At 36.4% G+C, this 24,416-nt stretch carries 18 protein-coding genes and 1 pseudogene; 15 read left to right on the forward strand and 4 right to left on the reverse strand.

Annotated features, from left to right (window positions below; translation table 11 throughout):
• The first annotated feature begins 8 nt into the window (after positions 1–8).
• The 4 genes from B9T31_RS06945 (at position 9) to B9T31_RS06960 (ending at position 6,053) form a co-directional block, all read left to right on the forward strand.
• The gene (locus B9T31_RS06945) at positions 9–2,012 is read left to right on the forward strand and encodes a capsular polysaccharide biosynthesis protein (RefSeq protein WP_086181231.1); all 2,004 of its coding nucleotides are present in this window, start codon (positions 9–11) and stop codon (positions 2,010–2,012) included.
• A gap of 16 nt (positions 2,013–2,028) precedes the next feature.
• Complete coding sequence (locus B9T31_RS06950; RefSeq protein WP_086181232.1) at positions 2,029–3,249, forward strand: capsule biosynthesis protein; 1,221 nt, start codon at positions 2,029–2,031, stop codon at positions 3,247–3,249.
• 151 nt (positions 3,250–3,400) lie between these two features.
• Positions 3,401–4,624 carry a sodium/glutamate symporter gene (gene gltS, locus B9T31_RS06955; protein ID WP_086181233.1) on the forward strand — a complete coding sequence of 408 codons (1,224 nt, stop codon included), beginning with the start codon at positions 3,401–3,403 and terminating at the stop codon, positions 4,622–4,624.
• Positions 4,625–4,868: 244 nt separating this feature from the next.
• Positions 4,869–6,053, forward strand: coding sequence for a porin (locus tag B9T31_RS06960; RefSeq protein WP_086181234.1), 1,185 nt, complete (start codon positions 4,869–4,871; stop codon positions 6,051–6,053).
• Positions 6,054–6,160: 107 nt separating this feature from the next.
• On the opposite strand, the gene B9T31_RS06965 is transcribed toward B9T31_RS06960, so the two are convergent.
• A complete protein-coding gene (locus B9T31_RS06965) occupies positions 6,161–7,138 on the reverse strand; it encodes a LysR family transcriptional regulator (protein ID WP_086181235.1) in 978 nt (325 codons plus the stop codon).
• Positions 7,139–7,243: 105 nt separating this feature from the next.
• Here B9T31_RS06965 and B9T31_RS06970 point away from each other — a divergent pair.
• The 11 genes and pseudogenes from B9T31_RS06970 (at position 7,244) to B9T31_RS07020 (ending at position 19,539) form a co-directional block, all read left to right on the forward strand.
• Positions 7,244–8,355: pseudogene (locus B9T31_RS06970) on the forward strand (tartrate dehydrogenase).
• Between the two features lie 27 nt (positions 8,356–8,382).
• Positions 8,383–10,029 (forward strand): BCCT family transporter, encoded by a 1,647-nt coding sequence (locus B9T31_RS06975; RefSeq protein WP_086181237.1) that lies wholly within the window; start codon positions 8,383–8,385, stop codon positions 10,027–10,029.
• Positions 10,026–10,997, forward strand: a complete 972-nt coding sequence (locus B9T31_RS06980) for an alpha/beta hydrolase (RefSeq protein ID WP_086181238.1) — start codon at positions 10,026–10,028, stop codon at positions 10,995–10,997. The genes B9T31_RS06975 and B9T31_RS06980 overlap by 4 nt, the downstream gene beginning before the upstream one ends.
• 41 nt (positions 10,998–11,038) lie before the next feature.
• Entirely contained in the window at positions 11,039–12,154 is a 1,116-nt protein-coding gene (gene cntA / locus B9T31_RS06985; RefSeq protein ID WP_086181239.1) for a carnitine monooxygenase subunit alpha, read from the forward strand.
• An 83-nt stretch (positions 12,155–12,237) separates the two neighbouring features.
• Entirely contained in the window at positions 12,238–13,689 is a 1,452-nt protein-coding gene (locus tag B9T31_RS06990; RefSeq protein WP_086181240.1) for an NAD-dependent succinate-semialdehyde dehydrogenase, read from the forward strand.
• A 76-nt stretch (positions 13,690–13,765) separates the two neighbouring features.
• Positions 13,766–14,725: a carnitine monooxygenase, reductase subunit CntB gene (gene cntB / locus B9T31_RS06995; RefSeq protein WP_086181241.1), complete on the forward strand. Its 960-nt coding sequence runs from the start codon at positions 13,766–13,768 to the stop codon at positions 14,723–14,725.
• Between the two features lie 399 nt (positions 14,726–15,124).
• A complete protein-coding gene (locus B9T31_RS07000) occupies positions 15,125–16,201 on the forward strand; it encodes an ABC transporter substrate-binding protein (RefSeq protein ID WP_086181242.1) in 1,077 nt (358 codons plus the stop codon).
• A gap of 9 nt (positions 16,202–16,210) precedes the next feature.
• Entirely contained in the window at positions 16,211–16,990 is a 780-nt protein-coding gene (locus tag B9T31_RS07005; protein ID WP_086181243.1) for an ABC transporter permease, read from the forward strand.
• On the forward strand, positions 16,990–17,781 hold the full coding sequence (locus B9T31_RS07010; protein WP_086181244.1) for an ABC transporter ATP-binding protein: 792 nt from the start codon (positions 16,990–16,992) through the stop codon (positions 17,779–17,781). The genes B9T31_RS07005 and B9T31_RS07010 overlap by 1 nt, the downstream gene beginning before the upstream one ends.
• Before the next feature lie 17 nt (positions 17,782–17,798).
• Positions 17,799–18,821 (forward strand): D-cysteine desulfhydrase, encoded by a 1,023-nt coding sequence (locus B9T31_RS07015; RefSeq protein WP_086181245.1) that lies wholly within the window; start codon positions 17,799–17,801, stop codon positions 18,819–18,821.
• Position 18,822: 1 nt separating this feature from the next.
• Positions 18,823–19,539: an aspartate/glutamate racemase family protein gene (locus tag B9T31_RS07020; protein ID WP_086181246.1), complete on the forward strand. Its 717-nt coding sequence runs from the start codon at positions 18,823–18,825 to the stop codon at positions 19,537–19,539.
• Positions 19,540–19,707: 168 nt separating this feature from the next.
• On the opposite strand, the gene B9T31_RS07025 is transcribed toward B9T31_RS07020, so the two are convergent.
• Genes B9T31_RS07025 through B9T31_RS07035 form a run of 3 tightly spaced genes read right to left on the reverse strand, consistent with a single transcriptional unit; the run spans position 19,708 to position 24,322 of the window.
• Entirely contained in the window at positions 19,708–22,788 is a 3,081-nt protein-coding gene (locus B9T31_RS07025; RefSeq protein WP_086181247.1) for a MexW/MexI family multidrug efflux RND transporter permease subunit, read from the reverse strand.
• On the reverse strand, positions 22,785–23,897 hold the full coding sequence (locus B9T31_RS07030; RefSeq protein WP_086181248.1) for an efflux RND transporter periplasmic adaptor subunit: 1,113 nt from the start codon (positions 23,895–23,897) through the stop codon (positions 22,785–22,787). Before B9T31_RS07030 ends, B9T31_RS07025 begins: the two co-directional genes overlap by 4 nt.
• The gene (locus B9T31_RS07035; protein ID WP_086181249.1) at positions 23,894–24,322 is read right to left on the reverse strand and encodes a DoxX family protein; all 429 of its coding nucleotides are present in this window, start codon (positions 24,320–24,322) and stop codon (positions 23,894–23,896) included. The genes B9T31_RS07030 and B9T31_RS07035 overlap by 4 nt, the downstream gene beginning before the upstream one ends.
• Between the last annotated feature and the right edge of the window lie 94 nt (positions 24,323–24,416).

Genomic DNA, 24,416 nt, shown 5'->3' on the forward strand with positions numbered 1-24,416 from the left:
GGTGAAGTGTGAAATATCTTACTTCTCGTGGAATACGAAAAATACGCTTTTTAGATCAGTTTCTAGACCATATAGAGACGGATGAACATTTTAAATTAACGAAAGAGCATCTAATACTGGGATGGGGGCGCAAAAAGAGTTTTTTTAAAGCCAAAGCATATGCAAAAAAACATCATCTGCATCTCTTATGCTTAGAAGATGGTTTTATTCGCTCTTTAGGATTAGGTAAAGACGGTTATACACCGTTATCCCTGATTTTAGATGAAACAGGTATTTATTTTGATGCTTTACAACCCTCTGATTTAGAAAATCTAATTCTATTGGCAGAAAATTCTGAGTTAAATCAACGAGCAGAACAAAATATTCAAACCATTTTGAAAAATGGAATCACAAAATACAATCAAAAATTTATACCTTTAGATCCCCAAAAATTTACACCTACTCAGCAGCATATTTTAGTTGTAGATCAAACTTATGGAGATCAATCAATTCAATATGCAGGTGCAAATGTTTTAACTTTTAAGAAAATGTTAGCGCAAGCGCAACACGATTTTCCAGATGCTATTATTTGGGTAAAGGTTCATCCTGATGTACTTGCAAAAAAATCAAAAGGTCATTTTACACATAAAGAATTGAATCACCCTCAAATTCGGGTTTTAACTCAACAATATAATCCGATTGAATTATTACGGCAGTTTACCCATGTTTATGTGGTGAGTTCTCAATTAGGCTTTGAGGCTTTGATGTGTGGTAAGCAGGTCTATTGTTTTGGTATGCCTTGGTATGCCGGATGGGGCTTAACAGATGATCGTTATGCACCAGTTTATTTGGTTAATGAGCGTAGAAATAAGCAACGTTCCTTATTGCATTTGTTTGCTTGCGCGTATTTAAAGTATGCACGTTATGTACATCCAGTCACACAGCAACAATGTGAGCTAGAAGATCTCTTAAGCCTTTTTATACCGAATATTCGTGCACAAAAATATATTCCGATAAAATTATCTGCTTATGGTTTTAGTCATTGGAAACGACAGTTCATCTCAGATTTTCTGAACTTCCCAGATACACAAATAAATTATTATTCACTTTTTAAACCACCTAAAACGGATATTGTTTTGGCATGGGGGAAAAAAGCGCAGCGCTTAAGAGCAAGCGGTTATCAATATGTCATTACAGTTGAAGATGGTTTTATACGTTCGATTGGATTAGGTGCAAATCTAGTGAGACCTTGCTCATTGGTTTTTGATGATATTGGAATTTATTATGATGCGACTCGACCATCAAGATTGGAAAATTTATTAAAATATAGAGCAGAATTGAGCCTTGAAGAAAAACAACGCGTATTAGAATTAACGCAAATGCTGATTGAGCTGCATATTACAAAATATAATGTGGGTATTCAACAAGAATTGGTTCGACCACAGGGATATGACAACGTAATTTTAGTGATCGGACAAGTTGAAGATGATATGTCGATTCAACTCGGTAGCATTGAAATAAAAACAAATTTGTCACTTTTAAAGACGGTTAAAGCTAGAAATCCAACGGCATATATTATCTACAAACCTCACCCAGATGTTGTAGAGGGACTACGGGTTGGTGCTATTTCAGAACATATTGCATATCAATATTGTCATCATATCGAGACTAAAGTTTCTATTTTAGAATGTTTTAAAATTTGCGATGATGTACACACCATTTCCTCATTGAGTGGTTTTGAAGCATTAATTCGAGGTTTGAATGTTTATTGTTATGGTTTGCCATTTTATGCTGGATGGGGATTAACTTATGATGAATATCAATGTGAACGACGAGGCACGCTGATTTCTTTAGAAAAGTTGATTTTTTGTACTTTAGTAGAGTATCCTTTATACAATTTTAAAGAAATTAACATATTACCAACAATACACCCAGAGAATGTCATTGAGCATTTAAGTAAGATGGGATACTTTCAGCACCCTAAATCATATTTAATGAAGGCCATTGGCTTTTTCAGAAATTTTAAAAGTTGATTAAGGTAAGAACTACGTGTCGAAACATTTGAAAGGATTGCTCAGCTGTAAGCGAGTATTACTTTTACAGGGGCCAATGGGAAATTTCTTTTCAAAATTCTCACAATGGTTAGTTCAACACAAAATTGATTGTTTAAAACTAGACTTCAATGGTGGAGATGCTTTTTTTTCTAAAAATATAAAAAATACCTTTGATTATACGGATACATTAGAAAATTTTGAGAATTGGTTAACTCATTTTATTAAAGAATATAATATTGACGCAATTGTTTGTTTTGGAGATTGCCGTTTTTATCATGTCATTGCAAAAAATGTTTCTAAACAGTGTCAGATAAAATTTTATGCATTTGAAGAAGGCTATATCCGCCCGAATTATATTACCTTTGAACAAGATGGTGTGAATTTTTATTCAAATTTCAATGATGCTTTTACAGTGGGGTATTTAGATCAATCAAAAAGCGTGATTCAACCTGCTGTAGCTGTAAATAATCGTTTTTCATTAATGACATTAAGTGCAATTTTATATTATTGGTTTTGGGTTATGCGTAGTTCAAAGTACCCGAATTATCAACACCATCGTCAAATCGCACCTCGATTAGAATTATATTATTGGTGGCGATCTGCATATAGACGTTTAAGAAATCGAATTTTTGAAAAAAGAAGATTTAAACTTTTTTTACGTCAATATTCAAAACAATATTTTATATTTTCACTACAAGTACATAATGATTCTCAGATTCTGACGCATAGTCATTTAAAGTCTGTTGAACTTTATATTGAAAAAGTGATTGAAAGTTTTGGCCAGTATGCAAATAAGAATCAGCATTTAGTGTTGAAACACCATCCTATGGATCGTGGTTATAAAGATTATTCAAAGCTTATTCATGAATATATGATGAAATTTAATTTGGAAGGGAGAATCCATTATTTTTGTGATATTCATTTCCCATCTTTATTGAAACATAGTTTGGGAATGGTGACTGTAAATAGTACAACAGGGTTACAAGCACTTTTTCATGGTATTCCAGTGAAAACAATAGGTTATGCAATATATAACCTTCCAGGTTTAACAAATCAGTATCCATTACAAAAGTTTTGGCTTGAACCTGGTGAGGTTGATATGGCGTATTTTTATTATTTTAGACAAAAATTAATAGATTATTCACAGCTTAATGGATCATTTTATGGGAAATCACCTTGGATGAGTGAAACTAAAAGTATTGAAGATGAAAAATAATGAAATAAATTTATTATTTATTTAAAATATTGTTAATTAAGTCACTGCTATTTTTAGAATTCTTAAATTGAATAGTACATAATAATATAAATGCGACACATGCTTAGGATACAATTCATGGTTATAGATTTTGAGCGATGAATGATGTGCCATGAATTATGAATTAGACGTCTTTTCTACGATCGTTATTTCAGTGATTGTTTTATTTATAGGTCATTTTTTTGTCAATAAGATTAGTCCCTTAAAAAAGTATAATATTCCAGAACCTGTGGTCGGGGGATTAATTGCAGCAGCAGCTACTTATATCCTATTTATAGGGTTTAATATTACGATTTCTTTTGATGCTAAAATTCAGCAAATTTTTATGTTGATGTTTTTTACATCGGTAGGGTTGAGTGCGAGTTTAGCTAAATTAAAAGAAGGTGGAAAAGCATTAATTCTATTTCTCATCAGTGTCATTATCTTTGTATTTTTACAGAATATTGTGGGAATTAGTCTTGCAAAAATACTTGGTCTAGATCCACTTATTGGGTTAATTGTTGGCTCGGTTACATTGACTGGTGGTCATGGAACTGCGGGGGCTTGGGGCGCTGTTTTTGAAAAGAATCATGGTATTCAAGGGGCAGTTGTATTGGGGATGGCCAGCGCAACTTTTGGTTTAGTTATCGGGGGAATGATGGGTGGTCCTGTTGCTAAGTTCTTAATACGCCGTTATCAATTAGCAGAAGAGATTACCCCATCCAGTATACGTGGTGAAGCGCCACCAGCTGCTGAAACAGCGCCTTTTGAATATCCAGAAAAAACACGTTTAATCACAGCAGATGATGCGGTTAAAACTATGGGAATGTTCGCATTTTGCATTTGTTTTGCATATTTTATGACGAGTATAGCTCATGGCCAATGGTTTGAATTACCCACTTTTGTATGGGCTTTAGCATGTGGTGTTATTCTTCGAAATATCTTAGAGCATGGTCTTAAAATTGAAATGTTCGATCGTTGTATTGATGTCTTTGGTAATGCCTCTTTAGCATTATTTTTATCGATGGCGCTTATGTCATTACAACTTTGGTTATTGGCAGACTTGGCAGGTCCTTTAATCATTATCTTATTGGTACAAACCTTAGTGTTGGCCTTATATTTATACTTTGTGACATTCCGTGTCATGGGGAAAAGTTATGATGCTGCTGTATTATGTGCAGGTCAATGTGGTGTGAATTTAGGTGCAACACCAACTGCAATTGCAAATATTCAAGCCGTAACCAATACATATGGCCCATCACATAAAGCCTTTTTAATTATCCCTTTAACTGGTGCTTTTTTTGTTGATATTGTAAACGCAGTTGTCATTCAGTTTACAATTGGATTGTTCAGTTAAGACAAATCAGACATGTTTTAGAGCTCTTTTTGAAAGGGCTCTCAACATTTTAGGAAAATATAGTTAGACGATAAAACTATATATTTCACATAAGATTAGTATAAATAACATCCAATTAATACCCTTATTCATCTTATTTAAAATAAATTAAACACGATTCGTAAATCTTAAATTCATAGATGATCGATTGATTAAAGTTGAGATTTTCTTCATTTTTGAGTTTCTTTTGTCAAGGATGCAAAGAATGAGAACATGGCTATACTCAATTGGGTTAGTGACGACTTTAATGAGTTCCTCTAGTTTCGCGGCACAATTATCTTTAGGTGATCCACAATTAGACAGTGGCGAAGTCAAGCTTACAGGCGCAATTCGCACACGCTATTTGCATAAAAATTATTCTAATAAAGCCAATCAAGGATCAGCCAATAACGATTGGAAGCTTGCGGATATTAAACTCGTCTTGAGTTATGAAAATCCAAATTGGATCGCATCAATGGATACGCGGTGTTACCAATATAGTTCATTATGCGATGCTGTTTTTTTGAAAGATGCATGGGCGGGTTATAAGTTTAATGATGAGCAGAGATTAACTGCGGGCTTGCAATATGTAGATTTTGGTATTGATCGTTTATGGGGGAATAGCTATTACGAAACCATTCTAAATACCGTGGGTGTGGAAGATATTCAAAATTTAGGACTTAAATATCGCTTTAAAAATGATGATTACCATGTTGCACTCGGTTTTTATGCTAGAGATGGTGGAAATTTTAAAGGGACTTCTAAGGATTCTAGTCGTTATTCTGGAAATTTTGTCGCTGCTGATGATGCAACATTTGGTACACATATTAAGGAAAAAAATATGTGGATTGGTCGAGCATCAAAAAAAGTTGAATTGAATAAAGAATTAGGGCTGAAATCTGAAATAGGGGGTTCATTTTGGTATTCTGATTTAGACAATAAAAGAACCGATGTTGATGGACATCGTAAAGCATGGACGGTTTTTGCATTAACTGAACTGGATTCATGGCAATGGTTATTTGTAACGGGTGGTCAGAATATTAATAATGGTGATGATAGACATCCAAATTATTCGACAATGGGTGCCTTTGATTATTCATACCAAGTGGCTAATAAAGGGAAATTTTTAGTCAACGAAATTAGTTATGCCGTAAAAAATCCTGTTTATAAGTTAACGAGTGTTAAGCCTTATCTTTCTTATAGTCAGTTTTATAAAGATGAGGCAGGCTATAAAGACTCTACACGTATTAATGCAGGGGTGTATTTCTTCTATAAAAGTATTGGTATTCAAGGAGAATATATCTGGAGTAAAAATGATCCATTTACTGGAGGAAGCGCCAATGGCTTAGCGGCTGGTGAAAATACTCGTTGGGATCAATTATTCTACTTATCTTTAGGCTACTATTTCTAAAATTATATTGTTTTGAAATTTAGAGCTCCTCTTCGCCCGCTGATCATCAGCGGGTTTTTTTTGAATGATTTATATCGCGATATAATGTGAATAATATTTTTTGTAAATTATAAAAAGACCTTTTCTTTTGAGGGTGAATTTTCAATAGGTCGAATGAGTTCCCCCCGAGGTAAATTCTGAATATGTGCTAAACGACCAATCAGCTCTTGTTGAATAAAAAGAATACATGTTTGTAATTTGGATGAGCTTTTTAAGCGAGATGGATAAACTGCCCAAATATCAGCATCTTGCCAATAGCCAGGAAGAATATGTTGTAACTGCCCTGAAAGTAGTTCATCGGCAACATCCCAAATTGAACGTAGAATAATTCCTTGTCCATCAATGGCCAACTGATTGGTAATCTCTCCATTATTCGATACAAAGCGAGGTGTTACACGTGTAATAACATCTTCACATGAATGTCTTAATTTGAGTAAAACAGAAGACTGATCACGTTCACTAATGGTTAAGCAATCATGGTGTTGTAATTCATCAATATGCTCAGGAATACCATTTTTCATTAAATAGCTTGGTGAAGCGCAGAAAACCCGAAAATTTGAGGCGAGTTTTTTTGCAATCATATTGGGTGCAATTTCATTTCCAATACGAATATCTAAGTCAATACTATGTTCAATTAAGTCTTTTGTATTATCTATCGTATCAAAGTGAATCGTCAGTTTTGGATATAAGGTAATGAGCTTAGAAAGAATAGGTGCAACGTGTTTGCGACCAAAACCAAAGCTACTAATAATATCTAAGTGTCCTACGGGAGCATTTTGTGGGTTATTAATGAGCTCACTGATTTCATGGAATTCATCTAAAATATTTGCAACACGCTCAAGAATAAGTTTGCCATCTTCAGTGAGGCTGACATGGCGAGTGCTACGATGAAATAATTTACTATTTAAACTTGTTTCTAAAATATTAATTCGTTTACTAATATATGCAGGGGATACACCTAATTCTTCTGCTGATTCTACAAAGCTTTTCCGTTTAGCAATGACACAAAAAACCTTTAAATCCGATAAGTTGGGTAAATTATTCACGATTCGTGTCCATTAGGTTAATAGTTTGTATATTGATCATTTTACATGAAAAGATCATTTTTATAACTTGTGAGAAATGTTCGAGCGACGGAGTGAAGTAAGCATATGGCAAAAACATTTAAAATTGCCACCCTTGCAGGTGATGGAATCGGTTTAGAGGTTTTACCAGAGGGGATAAAAGTTGTAAAGGCTGTAGCTGAAAAATACGATATTGATATACAGCTGGATGCATTTGATTGGGCAAGCTGTGACTATTATTTAGAACATGGTCAAATGATGCCAGATCATTGGTTTGAAACGCTACAACAATATGATGCTATTTTCTTTGGTGCAGCGGGTTGGCCAGATAAAGTTCCAGATCATATTTCATTATGGGGATCTTTGCTGCAATTTCGTCGTCGCTTTGACCAATATGTGAATTTACGCCCTGTTCGTTTAATGCCAGGGGTAAAATCACCATTGGCTGATAAACAGCCAGGTGATATCGATTTTTACGTTGTACGTGAAAATAGTGAGGGTGAATATTCTGCAATTGGTGGTAAAGCTTTTGAGGGCACGGATCGCGAATTTGTTTTACAAGAAGCTGTCTTTACTCGTCATGGTGTAGATCGAATTTTAAAATATGCATTCGAGTTTGCAAAAGAACGTGATGCTAAAAAACTAACCGCAGCAACAAAATCAAACGGTATTGCAGTGAGTATGCCGTATTGGGATGAGCGTGTAGATGCGATGTCAGCAAAATACCCAGAAGTTAAAGCAGACAAGCAACATGTTGATATTTTAGCAGCGCGTTTTGTTTTACAACCTGAACGTTTTGATGTTGTTGTCGCATCTAATTTATTTGGTGATATTTTGTCAGATTTAGGACCTGCATGTACCGGTACAATTGGTTTAGCTGCTTCTGCAAATTTAAATCCAGAACGAAAGTTCCCCTCTTTGTTTGAACCTGTACATGGTTCGGCACCAGATATTTATGGACAAAATATTGCAAATCCAATAGCTGCAATTTGGTCAGGTGCAATGATGCTGGAATTTCTGGGTAGTGATGAACCAAAATGTATTGAAGCAAGCCAAGAAATTATGAATGCGATTGAACATGTATTAATTAATGGACCAAAAACTGCTGATGTCGGCGGTACTGCAAAAACTTATGAAGTAGGTGATGCAATTGCTGAATTAATTCGCAGAAAATGATGGATGTATTCGTTAAGGAATAAGAATTTAATTCCATTACAAACGGATTTATGGATATGGAAAATCAAAAGTCAAAAGTATATACAGATAAAATGCTTGCAGTAACAAGCCTTGTATTTGTATTCGTCTCTGTAGCAGGACTTGCAATTTACTCGACTCAATCGATTGAATTGGCATCCAAGTTAATGTACTGGGCAACTTCAATTTTTACGACGCCAGTTTTATTATTTGCTTTTTTATCGATTATTTTTACGGGTATTTTAGCATTTAGTAAATATGGGAAAATCAAACTCGGTGAGGGAAAGCCAGAATACAGTACCATGTCATGGATATTCATGTTTATTCTTTCTGGCATTGGTTCTTCTAGCTTATATTGGGGATTTTTAGACTGGGCGTATTATTATCAAACACCTGGTTTAAGTTTAGCGCCCGAATCTGCTGAAGCGCTTAAATATAGTGTTGCATATTCATTTTTCCACTCAGGTATTAGTGCTTGGGCAATTTATGCATTAGCGTCTATTTCACTGTGTTACAGTTTTCATGTGCGTAAAAATAAAGGGTTAAGCCTCGCTTCAATTATTGAAGCAGTAACAGGATTCAAAGCAACAGGTCCTGTAGGTCGTATTGTTGATTTACTCTTCTTGTTATGTATGTTTGGTGCGTTAACAATATCATTAGTGCTAACTGCGGTCACATTTACCAATATTTTATCTTTACTCACAGGCATTCCAAATACATTCACAACCAAGGTCATTATTATTTTGGCAGTTGCGGTTGTCTTTGCATTAAGTTCATACGTTGGTATGGAAAATGGTATGAAGCGTTTAAGCCATGCTGTGTGTTTGGGTGTTGTATTGTTTGCTGTATATGTATTGGTTTTTGGTCCAACACAATTCATTTTAAATAACTCATTGATGAGCTTTGGTTTAATGGCAACCAATTTTGTAGATATGAGCCTATTTACAGATCCAATGGGAGATGGGAAATTTACCCGTGAATGGACCGTATTCTATTGGTTGTGGTGGATTTCATATGCACCTGGTGTAGCATTATTTGTTACCCGTGTATCTAAAGGACGTACCATTAAAGAAGTCATTGTTGCAATGGTTGTCGGTGGAAGCGTTGGTTTATGGTTTATCTTTGGCGTATTTGAGAACTTTAGTGTCTATAACTTTATTCATGGTGTGGTCGATGTACCTCATATCTTAAGCAATGATGGTGGAGAAGTCGCAATTGGACAATTGCTCAGTCTTTTACCAGCAGGGCAAGTGATGATGTGGATTTTCCTGGCAATTATGGTGGTGTTCTTGGCTGCACATATGGATGCTGTGGGTTACGCTGTATCTGCGACATGTACCAAAGGTTTAGAAGAAGGGCAAGATCCATCACCAAAAGCACGTTTATTCTGGTGTGTCATGTTAACGTTAGTTCCAATTGCAATGATTTTTTCAAAAGCGCCGTTGGACACAATGAAAACAGCAACCATTATTACAGCACTGCCTTTTATTGTGATTATCTTGATTCAAACCTATGGTTTAATTAAATGGTTAATTGAAGATTATTCTAAAATTCCAGCACATTTAATTGATCAACGAAACTTAGAGTTAGACCAAGCGGCATTGAATGAACACATTGATATTGATGTCGGAAAATCTGTATCAGATGAACGTAAAAATGCAGAAAGAGAAGCATCATGAGTACAACAATGCATACAGACTATGTGCTCAGCGAAGAAATGCAGAGCTTAGTGTATTGGAGTGGTGTTTATAGTCCGGCAGATGCAGATATGGACTCTATTCGAGCGGCATATGATGCAATGTGTAAACATTACACATTGCCTAGAGATGGCAAAATTGAAATTCATGATTTTACAATTGAAGATGCTAAACCTGCTGTAAATGTCAGATTATATACACCAAAAAATCAACAACCACCTCAAAATGGTTGGCCGTGTGTTTTATATTTTCATGGCGGTGGTTGGGTCGTTGGCGGTCTAGATTCACACGAATTTATGCTTAGCTATATTTGTCAAGATCTGAATATTGCAGTGATGAGTGTTGATTATCGTTTAGCACCAGAACATAAGTTTCCAGCGGCATATGATGACTGCCTAAATGCTTATATGGGCTTACGTGATCATGCTAAAGAATGGAAAATTGATGTTGAAAATATCATTATTTCAGGTGATAGCGCTGGTGGAAATTTAGCAGCTGCAGTTGCAGTCAATCTGCAAAAAACTGGTCATCAAGCGAAAGGATTAGCGGTTATTTATCCGCTTTTAACAACAAAGTTTGATTTACCCGCATATGAAATTCATGCTAAAGCACCATTGTTGAGTCGTGAAGATTGTGATTATTACTTGCGTGAATATGCACCTGATATTTCAACATGGGAGGATACGCGTTTAGCACCTTTGTTAGCAAAAGACTTTTCAAATATGCCTGAGAGTTTTATTGCAGTTGCTGAATATGATCCTTTAAGTGATGACGGGAAAATTTTTTCTGAGAAACTAACCCAAGCAGGAATAGAAAACCGCTTGCATGTTGCAAAAGGAGTATTACATAGCGGTTTGCGCTTAATGAGAGATTGTCCAGAAGTACAGCAAATGTATCAAGAATTGATCAAAGCCATACAACAGATGATTAATCGCACATCAACTACGTAATCTAAATTGTTTGAAATTAAGAAATGAATGGAGTGAATAACATGAGTTCAGTTGAAACATTACCAAAAGATTTTTGTTCTGATCCAGATAATGCATGGACATTTCCAAAAGTATTTTATACATCATCGCAAATATTTGAGCGTGAAAAAGAAGAGATTTTTGCAAAAAGCTGGATTTGCGTTGCACATGGTAGCGAACTTGCGAATTCTAACGATTATATTACGCGTAAAGTGATTGGCGAAAATATTGTTATTATTCGTGGGAAAGATGGCGTATTAAGAGGATTCTATAATGTTTGCCCGCATCGTGGCCATGAATTGTTATCGGGTAGCGGAAAAGCTAAAAATGTGATTACTTGTCCATATCATGCTTGGACTTTCAAGTTAGATGGCAGCTTAGCTTTAGCACGTAATTGTGATCATGTAGAAAATTTTGATAAAGAAAAGTCAAGCATGGTTCAGTTAAAAGTTGAAGAATATGCAGGCTTTGTTTTCATTAATATGGATGAAAATGCAACATGTGTTGAAGATCAATTACCTGGTTTTTCTGCCAAATTAAATGAAGCTTGTAGCGTGGTTAAAGATTTAAAACTGGCTGCACGTTTTGTTACAGATACACCAGCAAACTGGAAAATTATTGTTGATAATTATTTAGAATGTTATCACTGTGGACCAGCTCATCCTGGTTTTGCTGACTCTGTACAAGTTGATAAATATTGGCACACGACTCACCAAAATTGGACACTTCAATACGGTTATGCACGTTCTTCAGAGAAGTCATTCAAGCTTGATCCATCGATTACAGATCCAGAGTTTCATGGTTTTTGGACATGGCCAAGTACGATGTTTAACGTACCGCCTGGTAGCAATTTCATGACCGTTATTTATGAATTTCCTGTCGATGCTGAAACAACGCTACAGCATTATGATATTTACTTTACAAATGAAGAGTTAACTCAAGACCAAAAAGATTTAATCGAGTGGTATAAGAATGTATTCCGCCCAGAAGATCTAGATCTGGTTGAAAGTGTTCAACGTGGTTTGAAATCACGTGGTTATCGAGGTCAAGGTCGTATCATGACAGACAAACAGCGTTCAGGTATCAGTGAACATGGTCTTGCATATTTCCAAAACCTTGTCGCACAACATCACCAATAAGTGAGTGAGTGTAATTGAACCTTCTGTGAAGGATGAGCCCATTCTCATCTTTCACTGATGTCGCTAAAAGTAGGATGTTAAAGATGTCAGTATTACCAGATAACGATTTATTTCAGCAACTTGGATTCATTCATGGTCAATGGGTAAGTGCACAAAATCAAGATCAATTAAGTGTGACTAATCCTGCCACAGATGAAGAAATTGGTCATATACCCAATATGGGAGCAGCAGAAGCAACCGAGGCAGTTGAAAGTGCATATCGAGCATTGCAATCTTGGAAAGCATTGACGGCACAGCAACGTGCAGACTTACTCTTGGCATGGCATAAACTGATTTTAGAACGTGCAGACGATTTAGCACGTATTATGACCATTGAACAAGGAAAGCCTCTTGCTGAAGCACTTGGTGAAGTGAAATATGCTGCTTCATTTATTCAATGGTTTGCAGAAGAGGGTAAACGTGTTTACGGTGATGTGATTCCAACAACCAATGCAGGTCAGCGCTTTTTAGTAACGAAAGAACCTGTTGGTGTTGTTGCAGCGATTACACCGTGGAACTTTCCTTTGGCAATGATTACACGTAAAGCGGCACCAGCTTTGGCAGCAGGCTGCACAATTGTAATTAAACCCGCAAATGAAACGCCATACTGCGCATTAGCATTGGCGAAATTGGCAGAGCAAGCTGGAATTCCTGCAGGTGTTATTAATGTCGTAACAGGAAAATCGGCTGAAATTGGTTTAGTTTTTACATCACATGAAAAAGTGAAAAAACTAACCTTTACAGGTTCAACGCCAGTTGGTCGATTATTGATGCAGCAATGTGCTTCAACAATTAAAAAACTAGCTTTAGAGCTTGGTGGTAATGCGCCACTGATTGTGTTTGAAGATGCAGATTTAGATAAAGCCGTTGAAGGTGCAATTTTTGCAAAGTATCGTAATGCAGGGCAAACCTGTGTATGTGCCAATCGTATTTATGTACATACAAGTGTTTATGCAGCATTTACAGAAAAATTTGTAGCGGCAGTACAAAAATTAAAAGTTGGTAATGGATTAGACGCAGGGGTAAATATAGGCCCACTGATTAATGAAAAGGCTGTTTTAAAAGCTCAAAAGCTGATTGATGATGCTGTTAAAAAAGGTGCAAAAATTGCTTTTGGTGGTCAAAGACATACATTGGGTTCAAGCTTTTTCGAGCCAACGGTTTTAACTGACGTTAATCAATCTATGGAAATAGTAGACGAAGAAATTTTTGGACCTGTTGCACCGTTGATCCGCTTTGAGTCAGACGAAGAGGTGGTTGCCCAAGCCAATGATACAATTTTTGGTTTAGCTGCTTATATTTATACCGAGAATATTTCTCGTATTTTTAAAGTGTCTGAGCAATTAGAGTATGGAATGGTGGGTATGAATTCAACAACGATTTCGAATGAAGTTGTACCATTTGGTGGTGTAAAACAGTCTGGTGTTGGTCGTGAAGGATCTAAATATGGTTTAGAGGAATTTATGACTATTAAGTATTTATGTCTAGGTGTTTAATACCTAAAGACAGTTGAGACGGATGTAATTCAACGGTCTTAACACATGGCATTTGAAGTAAAATAAGGATATGCAGATGACTGAAAGTTATCAAATGTTTCCTACTGTTGTAACAGCAGTTGAGCAATTAACCCCTTTAATTAAACGCTTTACTTTTAAGCGTAAAGATGGCCAAGACTTTCCCGCATTTACTGGTGGTAGCCATATTATTGTAAAAATGAATGATAAGTTATCTAATGCTTATTCACTCATGAGTAATTTTAAAGATTTATCTACTTATCAAGTTTGCGTTCGTAAGGATGTTGAAGGTAAGGGCGGTTCTGTTTTTATGCATGAACAATGCATACAAGACTTCGAACTGGAAGTATCTTCTCCGAAAAACTTATTTGCTTTAGCTGCAACAGGTCAGAAGCATATTCTTATTGCTGGTGGTATTGGTATTACGCCATTTATTCCTCAAATGGATGAATTGGCTGAGCGTGGAGAAACCTACGAATTGCATTATGCTTTTCGTGCACCTGAACATGCTGCACTATTAAATGATTTACAACACAGTCGTCATGCAGATCATGTTTTTACCTATGTTGATAGTGAAGGCAAGTCGCTTGATTTAGATGTACTTCTAGCAAATCAACCTAAGGGGACGCATGTCTATGTATGTGGCCCAAAGCCAATGATTGATGCTGTGATTGATGCGAGTAATCGCCATCGTTTCCGTGATGAAAACATTCATTGGGAGCAGTTTGCCTCTACTCAACCTGAAAATGGTGAAGCATTTACTGTGGTACTTGCTAAATCTAATCAAAAAATTGAAGTCCGAGCGGATCAAACCATTTTACAAGCTATTGAACTACTTAATATTGATGTAGAATGTTTATGTCGTGAAGGTGTTTGTGGAACATGTGAAACAGCCATTCTTCAAGGCGAAGCAGAACATTATGATCAATATTTAAGTGAGGCTGAAAAAGCATCTCAACAAAGTATTATGATTTGTGTTTCTCGCGCCAAAGGTAAAGAAATTACGTTAGATCTTTAATCAGCAATCAAGCTTATATACATCCTATATAAGCTTGTTTTTATGATGCATTTTCATTTGAATTACTTTATTTGAAAATTTTACTTTTTTATTATGATTAACATAAATACCATGTAGTGATTGCTTAATTTTATAGATTTATACTGCTTATATTTCAATTTTATTCTTTTAATCGTTCACTTAAACAATAAAATAATTTAAGCAGAATTAATTTTATTTTTCAATTAGATGCTTGTATGTGCAAGTATTGAGCATTTTTGTGGCTGATTTCATCTAAATGAGTCTTCATTTAATATTCATAAATTCACTTTTACAGATATAGATTTCTTTTTTTAATATTTTTCTTAATCACATATATTCATTAAGATTTAGAAAATTTGCAAAAATCTGGAAATAGAAATGTTAAATACGACAAGCTTTGGTTTTAAAAATTTAGCATTGTCCATTGGGATTTTGGGCTCTGTATTTTTAGTTGGCTGTGGTAATAGTGGACAACAAAATAAGGAATCAAAAGCTGAGACATCTCAAACCACAGCTGCTGAACTACCAAAAGAAGTTCGTTTAGCCTGGGGCGGTGGTCCACGTGTTTGGGTGTTAGGCAAAGCGAATGGAGATTTTGAAAACGCACTAGGTACAAAAGTGAAATGGATAGAATTCGCAACAGGTGCGGATGTCATTAACTATTTTGCAGCAAATGAAATTGATATCGCGCGTTTTGGTTCAAGTCCAGCTGTTGCTGGTATAACACGTGGTTTACCGATAGAAATTATTGGCTTAGAAGGTCTCATTTCAAGTGCAGAGCGTTTAATTGCTCGTCCAGATATTAAAAACTTACAAGGTTTAGTGGGTAAAAAGGTTGCCTTTCCTGCAAACTCAACAGCGCAATATGCTTTAGAACAAGCATTGGCTTTAGAAAAAATTGATAAGTCTAAAATTCAATTAATTGCACTCAAACCTGCTGAAATTGTTTCTGCATGGACTCGTGGTGATATTGATGCTGCCTATGTTTGGGGACCATTCACCCAACAGTTAGAAAAAGAAGGCGGTAAGGAAATTTTTAGTACGACGCAGCTCAATAATCAAGGCATTTTGGTGTATAACAATTTTGCGGTTCGTAAGGAGTTTGCAGAAAAATACCCAGAGCTGGTGGTTAAATTTTTGAAAACTTATCAAAAGCAAGTGGATGAATATCAAAAAAATCCAAAAGAAGCTTCTGAGAAAATTTCAAAATATTTAAGTCTTCCATATGATCAAGTTGAAACGACTTTAGCAGGTATTGAATATATTCCACTTAAAGAGCAAATCTCTCAGAAATATCTGGGCGCTACTCCAGATGATGAAACATCAGGTATTGCGAAAGCAACTTTGGATATTTCGAAGTTTCTTGTCACGATTGGTGAATTAAAACAATCTGATGTACCAAAAAGTTATGCGCCAAACATCAATAGTAAATACCTTATTGAAGCCACAAAATAAGGTTATAGAATGGTTCATATCAGTTCTTTAAAAGCAAAAGTAATTAGTGCAGTGTCACTGATTACTTTTGTAATTATTTGGCAATTGGCGTGTTCATTTAAATTAGTCTCGCCTATTTTGCTACCTTCTCCCTTACAGATTATAGATACCGTTGTAGATTTAACCCAAAACGGTTACCGAGATGCACCGTTTTATCAACATATTTTAGTAAGTACAGCACGCGCTTTTTTTGCATTTTTTATCGCAATTATTATTGGCGTTCCTTTAGGGTTACTCATGGGGCGTACTCCTGTATTAAATGCAATATTTGATCCATTTGTACAGTTTTTACGTCCGATTCCTAAGATTGCACTAATTCCTTTGGTTGTGGTGTGGCTTGGTATTGGTGAAGAGTCTAAATTTTTCTTGATTTTTATTGCAACGTTCTTGAGTGTGATTGTGGGCTCAACCTCTGCCAGCCATAATGTTCCTACTGGCTTAATCCAAGCTGCTCAAACCATGGGACTCGGACGTACTGCAATTTTATTTCGTGTCATTTTGCCATCATCATTGCCTGAGCTTTTTACTACGATTCGGTTGTCGATTGGAATTGGTTGGACATCTCTGATTGCAGCAGAAATGGTTGCAGCAAATTCTGGTTTAGGTTGGATGATTATTAATGCAGGGTCTTATTTAAGAACAGATGTGGTTATTGTTGGCATTATTTTACTGGGAATGATTGGCTTCTTATTAGACTGGCTCATTGTGAAAGCACAACAGAAATGGGCGCCTTGGACAGGAAAAGCATAATGACATCATCATTTATTCAGCTGAACAATGTTCAAAAGACATTTAAGCAAAATAAAACTGAAAATACGGTACTTGAAAATATTCATTTAGAGATACCAGAAGGTCAATTTGTTTGTTTACTTGGGCCATCGGGCTGTGGTAAGTCGACCATTTTAAATTTGCTAGCAGGTTTTGAAAAACCGACCCATGGTGATATTTATGTCGATGGACAAACTATTGAGGGACCTGGAATAGATCGGGCTGTTGTGTTCCAACACGCACAATTATTTCCGTGGTTGACGGTAAGAGAAAATATTCAATTTCCACTTAAGCAATCTAAAGCAAATGCGCAATATATTGCGGAACAAACTGAAGATTACTTAGAAAAAACAGGCTTAAAAAAGTTTGAAAATCATCGTATTTGGCAAATTTCAGGCGGAATGAAACAACGTGTCGCTTTGGCTCGCGCTTGGATTATGAAACCGAAAATTTTGTTAATGGATGAGCCATTTGGGGCTTTAGATGCACAGACCCGAATTCTAATGCAAGAAACGCTCACGAAGCTTTGGCAAGATAATAAAACCACAGTTTTATTTGTCACTCATGATATTGATGAGTCCTTATTATTGGCTGATCGAATCATCTTAATGGCGGGACATCCAGGTCGAATTGCAGAAGATATTGCTGTGCATTTACCTCGGCATCGTACTATTGAAAATATTGCGCCCCAAACAGAATTCATTGAAACCAAAAAACATATTTTAGAAGTTATGCGTAAAGAAGTTAGTCGCATGATTGATTACGCACATTAAGATTACAGGATATTATTATGTTATTAAGTCATTTACCTCGCGTTAAACTAGTACAGGCACCGACACCACTTGAATTTCTACTTAATTTAACCAAAGCCTTAGGTGGTCCTGAAATTTATATTAAACGTGATGATGCAACAGGTTTGGCAACAGGTGGAAATAAAACACGTAAACTTGAGTTTCTTATTGGGGATGCAATTGCAAAAGGTGCAACCCATGTCATCACACAAGGTGCAACACAATCGAATCATGTACGTCAAACCATAGCGGCTGCAAATAAGTTTGGTTTAAAAGCATCAGCTATTTTGGAACAACGTGTGAATGATGGTGCGGTTGAATATTATAATAATGGTAACGTATTACTAGATGAAATTTTAGGTGTCCATTCAATTGATATCGTTCCTGGCGGGACAGATATGGTGGCTGCTTTAGAAGCGAAAGCAAAAGCATTAGAAGCTCAAGGTGAACGTCCGTATATTATTCCTGGTGGTGGCTCAAATGCGGTTGGCGCATTAGGTTATGTTTCTACAGCAATTGAATTAATTTACCAATTGAACCAATTACAACTTGTACCTACGCATTTAGTTCACGCAACAGGAAGTACAGGAACCCAAGCTGGTTTATTGGCAGGTTTAGCGGCAACAAATTCTAATTTACCTGTTTTGGGAATTAGTGTTCGTGCAGAGAAAACAAAACAAGAAGAAAATGTATATAAGCTTGCTCGTGCAACATTAGAGCACTTAGGTTTAAATACAGATATTCTTGCGCGTGAGAAAGTGGTTGCAAATAGTGATTATGTCGGTGAGGGATACGGTATTCCAACTGAAAGTATGATTGAAGCTGTAGAGCTTCTTGCACGTACAGAAGGGATTTTTCTTGATCCTGTATATTCGGGCAAAGGTTTTGCAGGGTTGGTCGACTTAATTCGCCAAGGACACTTTACGAAAGACGATAAAGTGATTTTCTTACATACAGGTGGTGCAGTCGGTTTATTCGGATATCGTACAACATTCTCTGAAAAAGATGCATATCGTATATAAGATGACCGATTTCTCAGCACAACCTACATTAGGTATTTTAGGTGGGATGGGACCAGGAGCCGCTGTTGATTTTCAGCAGCGTTTGCTTGATGGTAGTCCAGCAACGAAAGATCAAGAACATATTCCAACCATTGTTTGGAATCATGGTGGAATACCAGATCGACAGTTAGCACTTAAAAATTTAGGGGAAAGCCCTCTAAATGCCATGTTACATGGGTTGAAAATTTTAGAACGGAGTCACGTTTCTAAAATTGTGATTCCGTGTAATACAGCACATTTTTGGCATACAGCCTTGCAAAAACAGACCCATATTGAAATTTTAAATATGGTTGAAATTACAGTACAGCAGATTTTAAAAACCTATAAATCTGGTGATAAAGTGGGAATTTTGGCAACACAAGGCGCACTTTCAACTGAATTATATCAGCGTGAGTTAAGCAAGTATGACATTCCTTTTGTGATGAATTCGGATGATGAGATTGAACAAGAATTTATGCCTGCTGTTTATCAGGTAAAACGTAATGAAGTAGAAATAGCAGGTTTCGTTTTTCAAGATTTAAGTCAGCGTCTTGTGGAAGCAGGTGCTGGGTCTATTATTTTAGCGTGCACTGAAATTCCAATTGGTTTACATGCAATTCATTCACCCATTTTAAAGGTAAGTTTTGACACCACACAAATTTTAGCGAATGCTTGTATTGACTGGTTTTATCACAAGTAAAAGTGTGATAAAAAGCCCGAATTGATGAGGGCTTTTTATCATTTGAAATTTAAGTTTTTCTTTCAGTATACAATCGTATTTGAACCAATGAACTTTCGACGAAAGGATCATCATATGCAATCTATAAAGATAGAATAGATCGCAGTGACGATTGAAAGAATATCAGGATTAAATTTCACTCAACTTTTGTAGTTCTTTATAGCGTTTAGATTGAGATAAACGTCCATGATCTCGTGCTAAAAAACTATAAATGGTCGGTAGCACAAAGAGTGTAAATAATGTCCCAATCACCATGCCACAAACAATCACAAGTCCTAGACCAAATCGACTTTTTGCACCCGCACCTGTGGCAAATAATAAGGGAATTAAACCGAAAATCATGGCTGCAGTTGTCATTAAAATAGGACGTAAACGAATTTGAGCAGCTTGATAGATTGCATCTATACGATTCATATCATTGCGAACTTGTAATTCATTTGCAAATTCCACCATTAAAATACCATGTTTACTGATCAGTCCAATTAATGTGACCAGTCCAATTTGAGTGTAAATATTAATACTCGAAAAACCTAAAGCAAGTGGAATGAGAGCACCGCAGATTGATAGCGGGACAGTAATTAAAATGATGAGAGGATCAATGATACTTTCATATTGTGCAGCTAAGACGAGATAAATCATGATTAATGCCGCAATAAAGGCGAAAACTAAAGTATTTCCTTCATGCATAAATTGGCGTGCATCTGCTTGCCAGTCATAGCTAAAACCATTTGGTAAGTCTTTTAATTGCTCTTCTAGATAATTTACAGCTTGACCAATAGAAACACCATAAGCAGGAATTGCTTGAAAGGTTGAAGCATTTTGTTGATTAAACTGACTTAACTTGTTGGGACCAACTTCAACTGATGTGGACACGATTGTAGAAAGAGGAATTAATTGACCTTGATCAGTCCGGATAAATTGTTGTGCAAGCGATTCAGGACTCAGACGCTGTTCTTTTACACTTTGCGGAATAACATCATAGGCACGACCTTGATAAGCATAACGATTTACATAGTTTTCACCAACCAGCGTTGAAATAGAGTCAGCAATATCTTGCATGCGGATGCCTAGACTATTGGCTTTTTCACGATTGATTTCAATTTTAACAGCAGGGTTGTTGTAATCTAAATCACTATCAACAACAACAAATAGTCCGCTTTCACGTGCATTTTGTTTAATACGTTCCATTTGTTGATACACACTGACATAGTCTTGCGCACTACGTAATACCATTTGTACAGGCAGACCTCCTGTAGAACCAGGTAATGCAGGGAGTTGGAATGCAAAAATATTATTACCTTCTACTTCTGATACTTTGTTTTGTAATTCTTGTTGAATAACGTCTGCGGATCGATTTCGTTGTTCCCAACGCGTAAGATTGGTACCACCAAAACTATTGGCAGGTCCATCTGTGCCATTAATAATCCATGTATTTTCAGTTTCAGGAATGCTCCAAAAAATTTGATCAAGTTTTAGATTAAACTTTTCTGCATAGTTGAGATTCGCATATTGCGGAGATTTGATCGCAGCGAAAACAGTGGCTTGATCTTCAGTTGGAGAAAGTTCTTTTTGAGGTAGTGCATAAAGAAAGGGTAAGCTGATCAAAACAAATGCGGCAAAGCTAATAGTTATCCAGCGATGATGTAAACTGAACTTTAAAACTTTTGCATAGATCATTGTTAAGCGATGGAAGAATTTCTCAGCTAAAATAGCCATTTTGCCTTCATTCATTTTTGAATCGAGCAAAAATGAACTCATGACAGGTGAAAGGGTAAGGGCAATAATTCCAGAAACAATGACGGATCCAGCCAAGGTAAATGCAAATTCTTTAAATAGAGATCCTGTTAGTCCACCCATGAGACCAATCGGTGCGTAAACGGCTGCCAATGTGATGGTCATGGCAATCACTGGCCCTGCGACTTCACGGGCACCAATAAGCGCTGCCTCAACGGGTGATTTACCTTCTTCAATATGTCGATGTACATTTTCAACAACGACAATCGCATCATCAACTACGAGTCCAATCGCCAGTACCATCGCCAATAATGTTAATAAATTAATACTAAAACCGAAGAGCAGCATGATTGCCATTGCACCCATTAATGAAAGTGGAATGGTGATAATGGGAATAATGACGCTGCGTAAAGAACCTAAGCATAAATAAATGACGAGTACAACAATGATTAATGCTTCGATAAATGTATGAGTCACTTCACGAATTGAAGCATCAATAAATCGTGCTGTTTCATATGCCAGTTCGACAGAACTGTTCGGTGGTAGTGTTTTTTTGATTTCTGGTAAGAATTTCTGAATACCTTCCACAATAATCAGTGGATTACCTTTGGGTGTTGCTTGTAAGCCAAGAAAAACAGCAGGTTGACCATTCATTGTAGCACTGGTTTCAAGAGATGCTGCACCGAGTTCTACCGTTGCAACATCTTTAAGTTGAATTAAATGCTCACCATCATTGCGAATCACTAAATTTTGAAAATCACGAATACTGATTAAATCGGTTGAAACATTGATATTAGAAACAATGTATTCACCTTTCATTTGACCAGGTGCTGCTTGATAATTATTTTGTCGGATAGCATTGGCAACATCATTTGCCGTAATACCGCGCCCTGCCATGCGATTACTATCTAGCCAGATTCGCATAGACAAGCGTTGTCCACCATAGGTTTGAACTTTTGCGACACCATCAATGGTACTGAGCATGGGTTCAACAACACGAGATAAATAATCTGAAAGCTCTGCAATATTTTTTTGATCTTGGGTAGAAAAACCAATATAAGCAACATCAGTAGACTCACCTGAAGAACGTTCAATGACGGGATCATTGGCTTTTTCAGGTAGTTTATAGCGAATTTGATTGACCTTTGCCATGACTTCAGTCAAAGCTTGTGTCGAATCACTATTCAACTCCATGCGAATGGTAATCGTACTGCGACCTTGTACGGTAGAGGATGAAATATAATCAATTCCTTCAAGAGAAGAAACAGATTGAGAAATAGGCTGTGTAACAAAACCTTGCATCAATTCGGCATTTGCACCTGGGTATTCGGTGGTGATGATGATGCTAGAGCTTTCTAATAATGGATATTGTCGAATGGGGAGGTTGTTGAGCGCAAAAAGCCCTGCCAATAAAATTAAAGTGCTGACGACAATGGCAAGAACAGGTCTTTTGACAAATACATCAGTAAATTTCATTGTGTTGCCTCCTGTTTTTCAGGAGCCTGAACTCTTGGAGGGATTGCTAAAGTATCGTGTTGAACAAGATCAATTGGCGTACTATCACTGAGTTTAATTTGTCCAGAGGTGACCACTAAATCATTGGCTTGTAAACCTGAAACTTCCACCCAACCTTGATTTCTTTCCCCGACAGAAACTTTTACTCGTTGTGCGATGAGTTGATTATCTTTTTTCACAGCAATATAAACACTTTCACCATAAGCCGTATAGGTCACAGCAGTTTCAGGAATTTCTACAACTTGTTTTGAAACGTTCTGTTGTAAGGTAATATTGGCAAACATCCCCGCTTTTAATAATCCTTTGCTATTATCTAATAATGCTTGAATTTGGACAGTACGAGACTTTGAAATAAGCGGATCAATTGCTGTTACTCGAGCATTAAATGATTCATCTGGATAAGCATCAATATGTGTTTGGAGTACTTGTCCTATTTTCAGATTGGGTACAAGTTTTTCATCGAGGGTGAAGTTAACAAATAAAGACTGTGTATCAACTAAATTGACAATAGATTCACCGACTTGTAAATATTGTCCTAGATTAATTTGTCGTATTCCGATGTGACCCGAGAAAGGTGCTTTAACTTTCTTTTGTTGAACTCGAGCTTGCAGTTGTTGAATTTGTCCTAAAGTCATATCTCGATTGGCGAGTGCGTGGTCTACTTCTTCTTGAGAAACTGCATTAATTTTTACCAACTCATTTGCACGTTTATAGACCATTTCATTCAACTTTAACTTTGCTTTGAGTTGTGCTAATTCTCCTTTTTCTGTTTCATCATTCAGTTGAACCAGTAATTGCCCAGCATGGACATATTGCCCTGATCGGAAGTAAATAGATTGCACACGACCAGCAACTTCAGACGAAACTTGAACTTGTTTCACTGCTTCAAGTTCACCAACAGCGGTAATTTTTTTATTTTGCTCTGTTAAAATAGCTTTGGTTAATGCTACTTTTACGGGAGGATAGCTTGATTGAGCTGCGACGGGTTTTTGTATGAACTGATAAGTGAGATAACTCAAAATAGAAATAACAAAAACACTGGTGATGATCACAATTAATTTTTTATTCATTGAATTGCTCCAATCAAGTGAAGCTTTTGACGAAAATGATCTGCAATGGCAAGGCTAATGAGCCCACCAATCACCGCAACATGTTCGAGTGCAAAGTACAGTGCGATTTTAGCTTCTAAACCTGCCATACTCCAAAAAGTATGTACAATAGCGATGGTCAATATTAAAAAAATAGAAAGTCCAAGTGATGCAAGCCAGATCTGTTGATTGAATAAAATACAGTAAGTGCTAGCGAGTAAAATAAATGCTGAGGCGTAGTTAAAAAACCAAGCAGGTTCTAGACCAGCAGACTGCATTTCTTGAAAGCTACCTTCGACATCGAGAATTTTAGCTAGACCTGAACATAAAAATAAAATGGCAACACAACAACGGGCAATGAACCAAAGCCAACGACTACTTAAACTTTTTTCAACAAAATTAGGCATATATGCTATTCCGAGATGTGAATTTTGTATTCTCTTGAAAGATAAGAAAATATTTGAAATTGACAATCAATCAGCGACCGACTATAAAACCTCA

The organism is Acinetobacter sp. ANC 4558, assembly GCF_002135375.1.
Lineage (GTDB): Bacteria > Pseudomonadota > Gammaproteobacteria > Pseudomonadales > Moraxellaceae > Acinetobacter.

Coding starts and splice junctions, on each gene's coding strand:
- B9T31_RS06960 (WP_086181234.1), top strand. CDS start 4,869: ATGAGAACATGGCTATACTCAATTGGGTTAGTGACGACTTTAATGAGT.
- B9T31_RS07020 (WP_086181246.1), top strand. CDS start 18,823: ATGACCGATTTCTCAGCACAACCTACATTAGGTATTTTAGGTGGGATG.
- gltS (WP_086181233.1), top strand. CDS start 3,401: ATGAATTATGAATTAGACGTCTTTTCTACGATCGTTATTTCAGTGATT.
- B9T31_RS07025 (WP_086181247.1), bottom strand. CDS start 22,788: ATGAAATTTACTGATGTATTTGTCAAAAGACCTGTTCTTGCCATTGTC.
- B9T31_RS06980 (WP_086181238.1), top strand. CDS start 10,026: ATGAGTACAACAATGCATACAGACTATGTGCTCAGCGAAGAAATGCAG.
- B9T31_RS07005 (WP_086181243.1), top strand. CDS start 16,211: ATGGTTCATATCAGTTCTTTAAAAGCAAAAGTAATTAGTGCAGTGTCA.
- B9T31_RS07000 (WP_086181242.1), top strand. CDS start 15,125: ATGTTAAATACGACAAGCTTTGGTTTTAAAAATTTAGCATTGTCCATT.
- cntA (WP_086181239.1), top strand. CDS start 11,039: ATGAGTTCAGTTGAAACATTACCAAAAGATTTTTGTTCTGATCCAGAT.
- B9T31_RS07015 (WP_086181245.1), top strand. CDS start 17,799: ATGTTATTAAGTCATTTACCTCGCGTTAAACTAGTACAGGCACCGACA.
- B9T31_RS06975 (WP_086181237.1), top strand. CDS start 8,383: ATGGATATGGAAAATCAAAAGTCAAAAGTATATACAGATAAAATGCTT.
- B9T31_RS07010 (WP_086181244.1), top strand. CDS start 16,990: ATGACATCATCATTTATTCAGCTGAACAATGTTCAAAAGACATTTAAG.
- B9T31_RS07030 (WP_086181248.1), bottom strand. CDS start 23,897: ATGAATAAAAAATTAATTGTGATCATCACCAGTGTTTTTGTTATTTCT.
- cntB (WP_086181241.1), top strand. CDS start 13,766: ATGACTGAAAGTTATCAAATGTTTCCTACTGTTGTAACAGCAGTTGAG.
- B9T31_RS07035 (WP_086181249.1), bottom strand. CDS start 24,322: ATGCCTAATTTTGTTGAAAAAAGTTTAAGTAGTCGTTGGCTTTGGTTC.
- B9T31_RS06990 (WP_086181240.1), top strand. CDS start 12,238: ATGTCAGTATTACCAGATAACGATTTATTTCAGCAACTTGGATTCATT.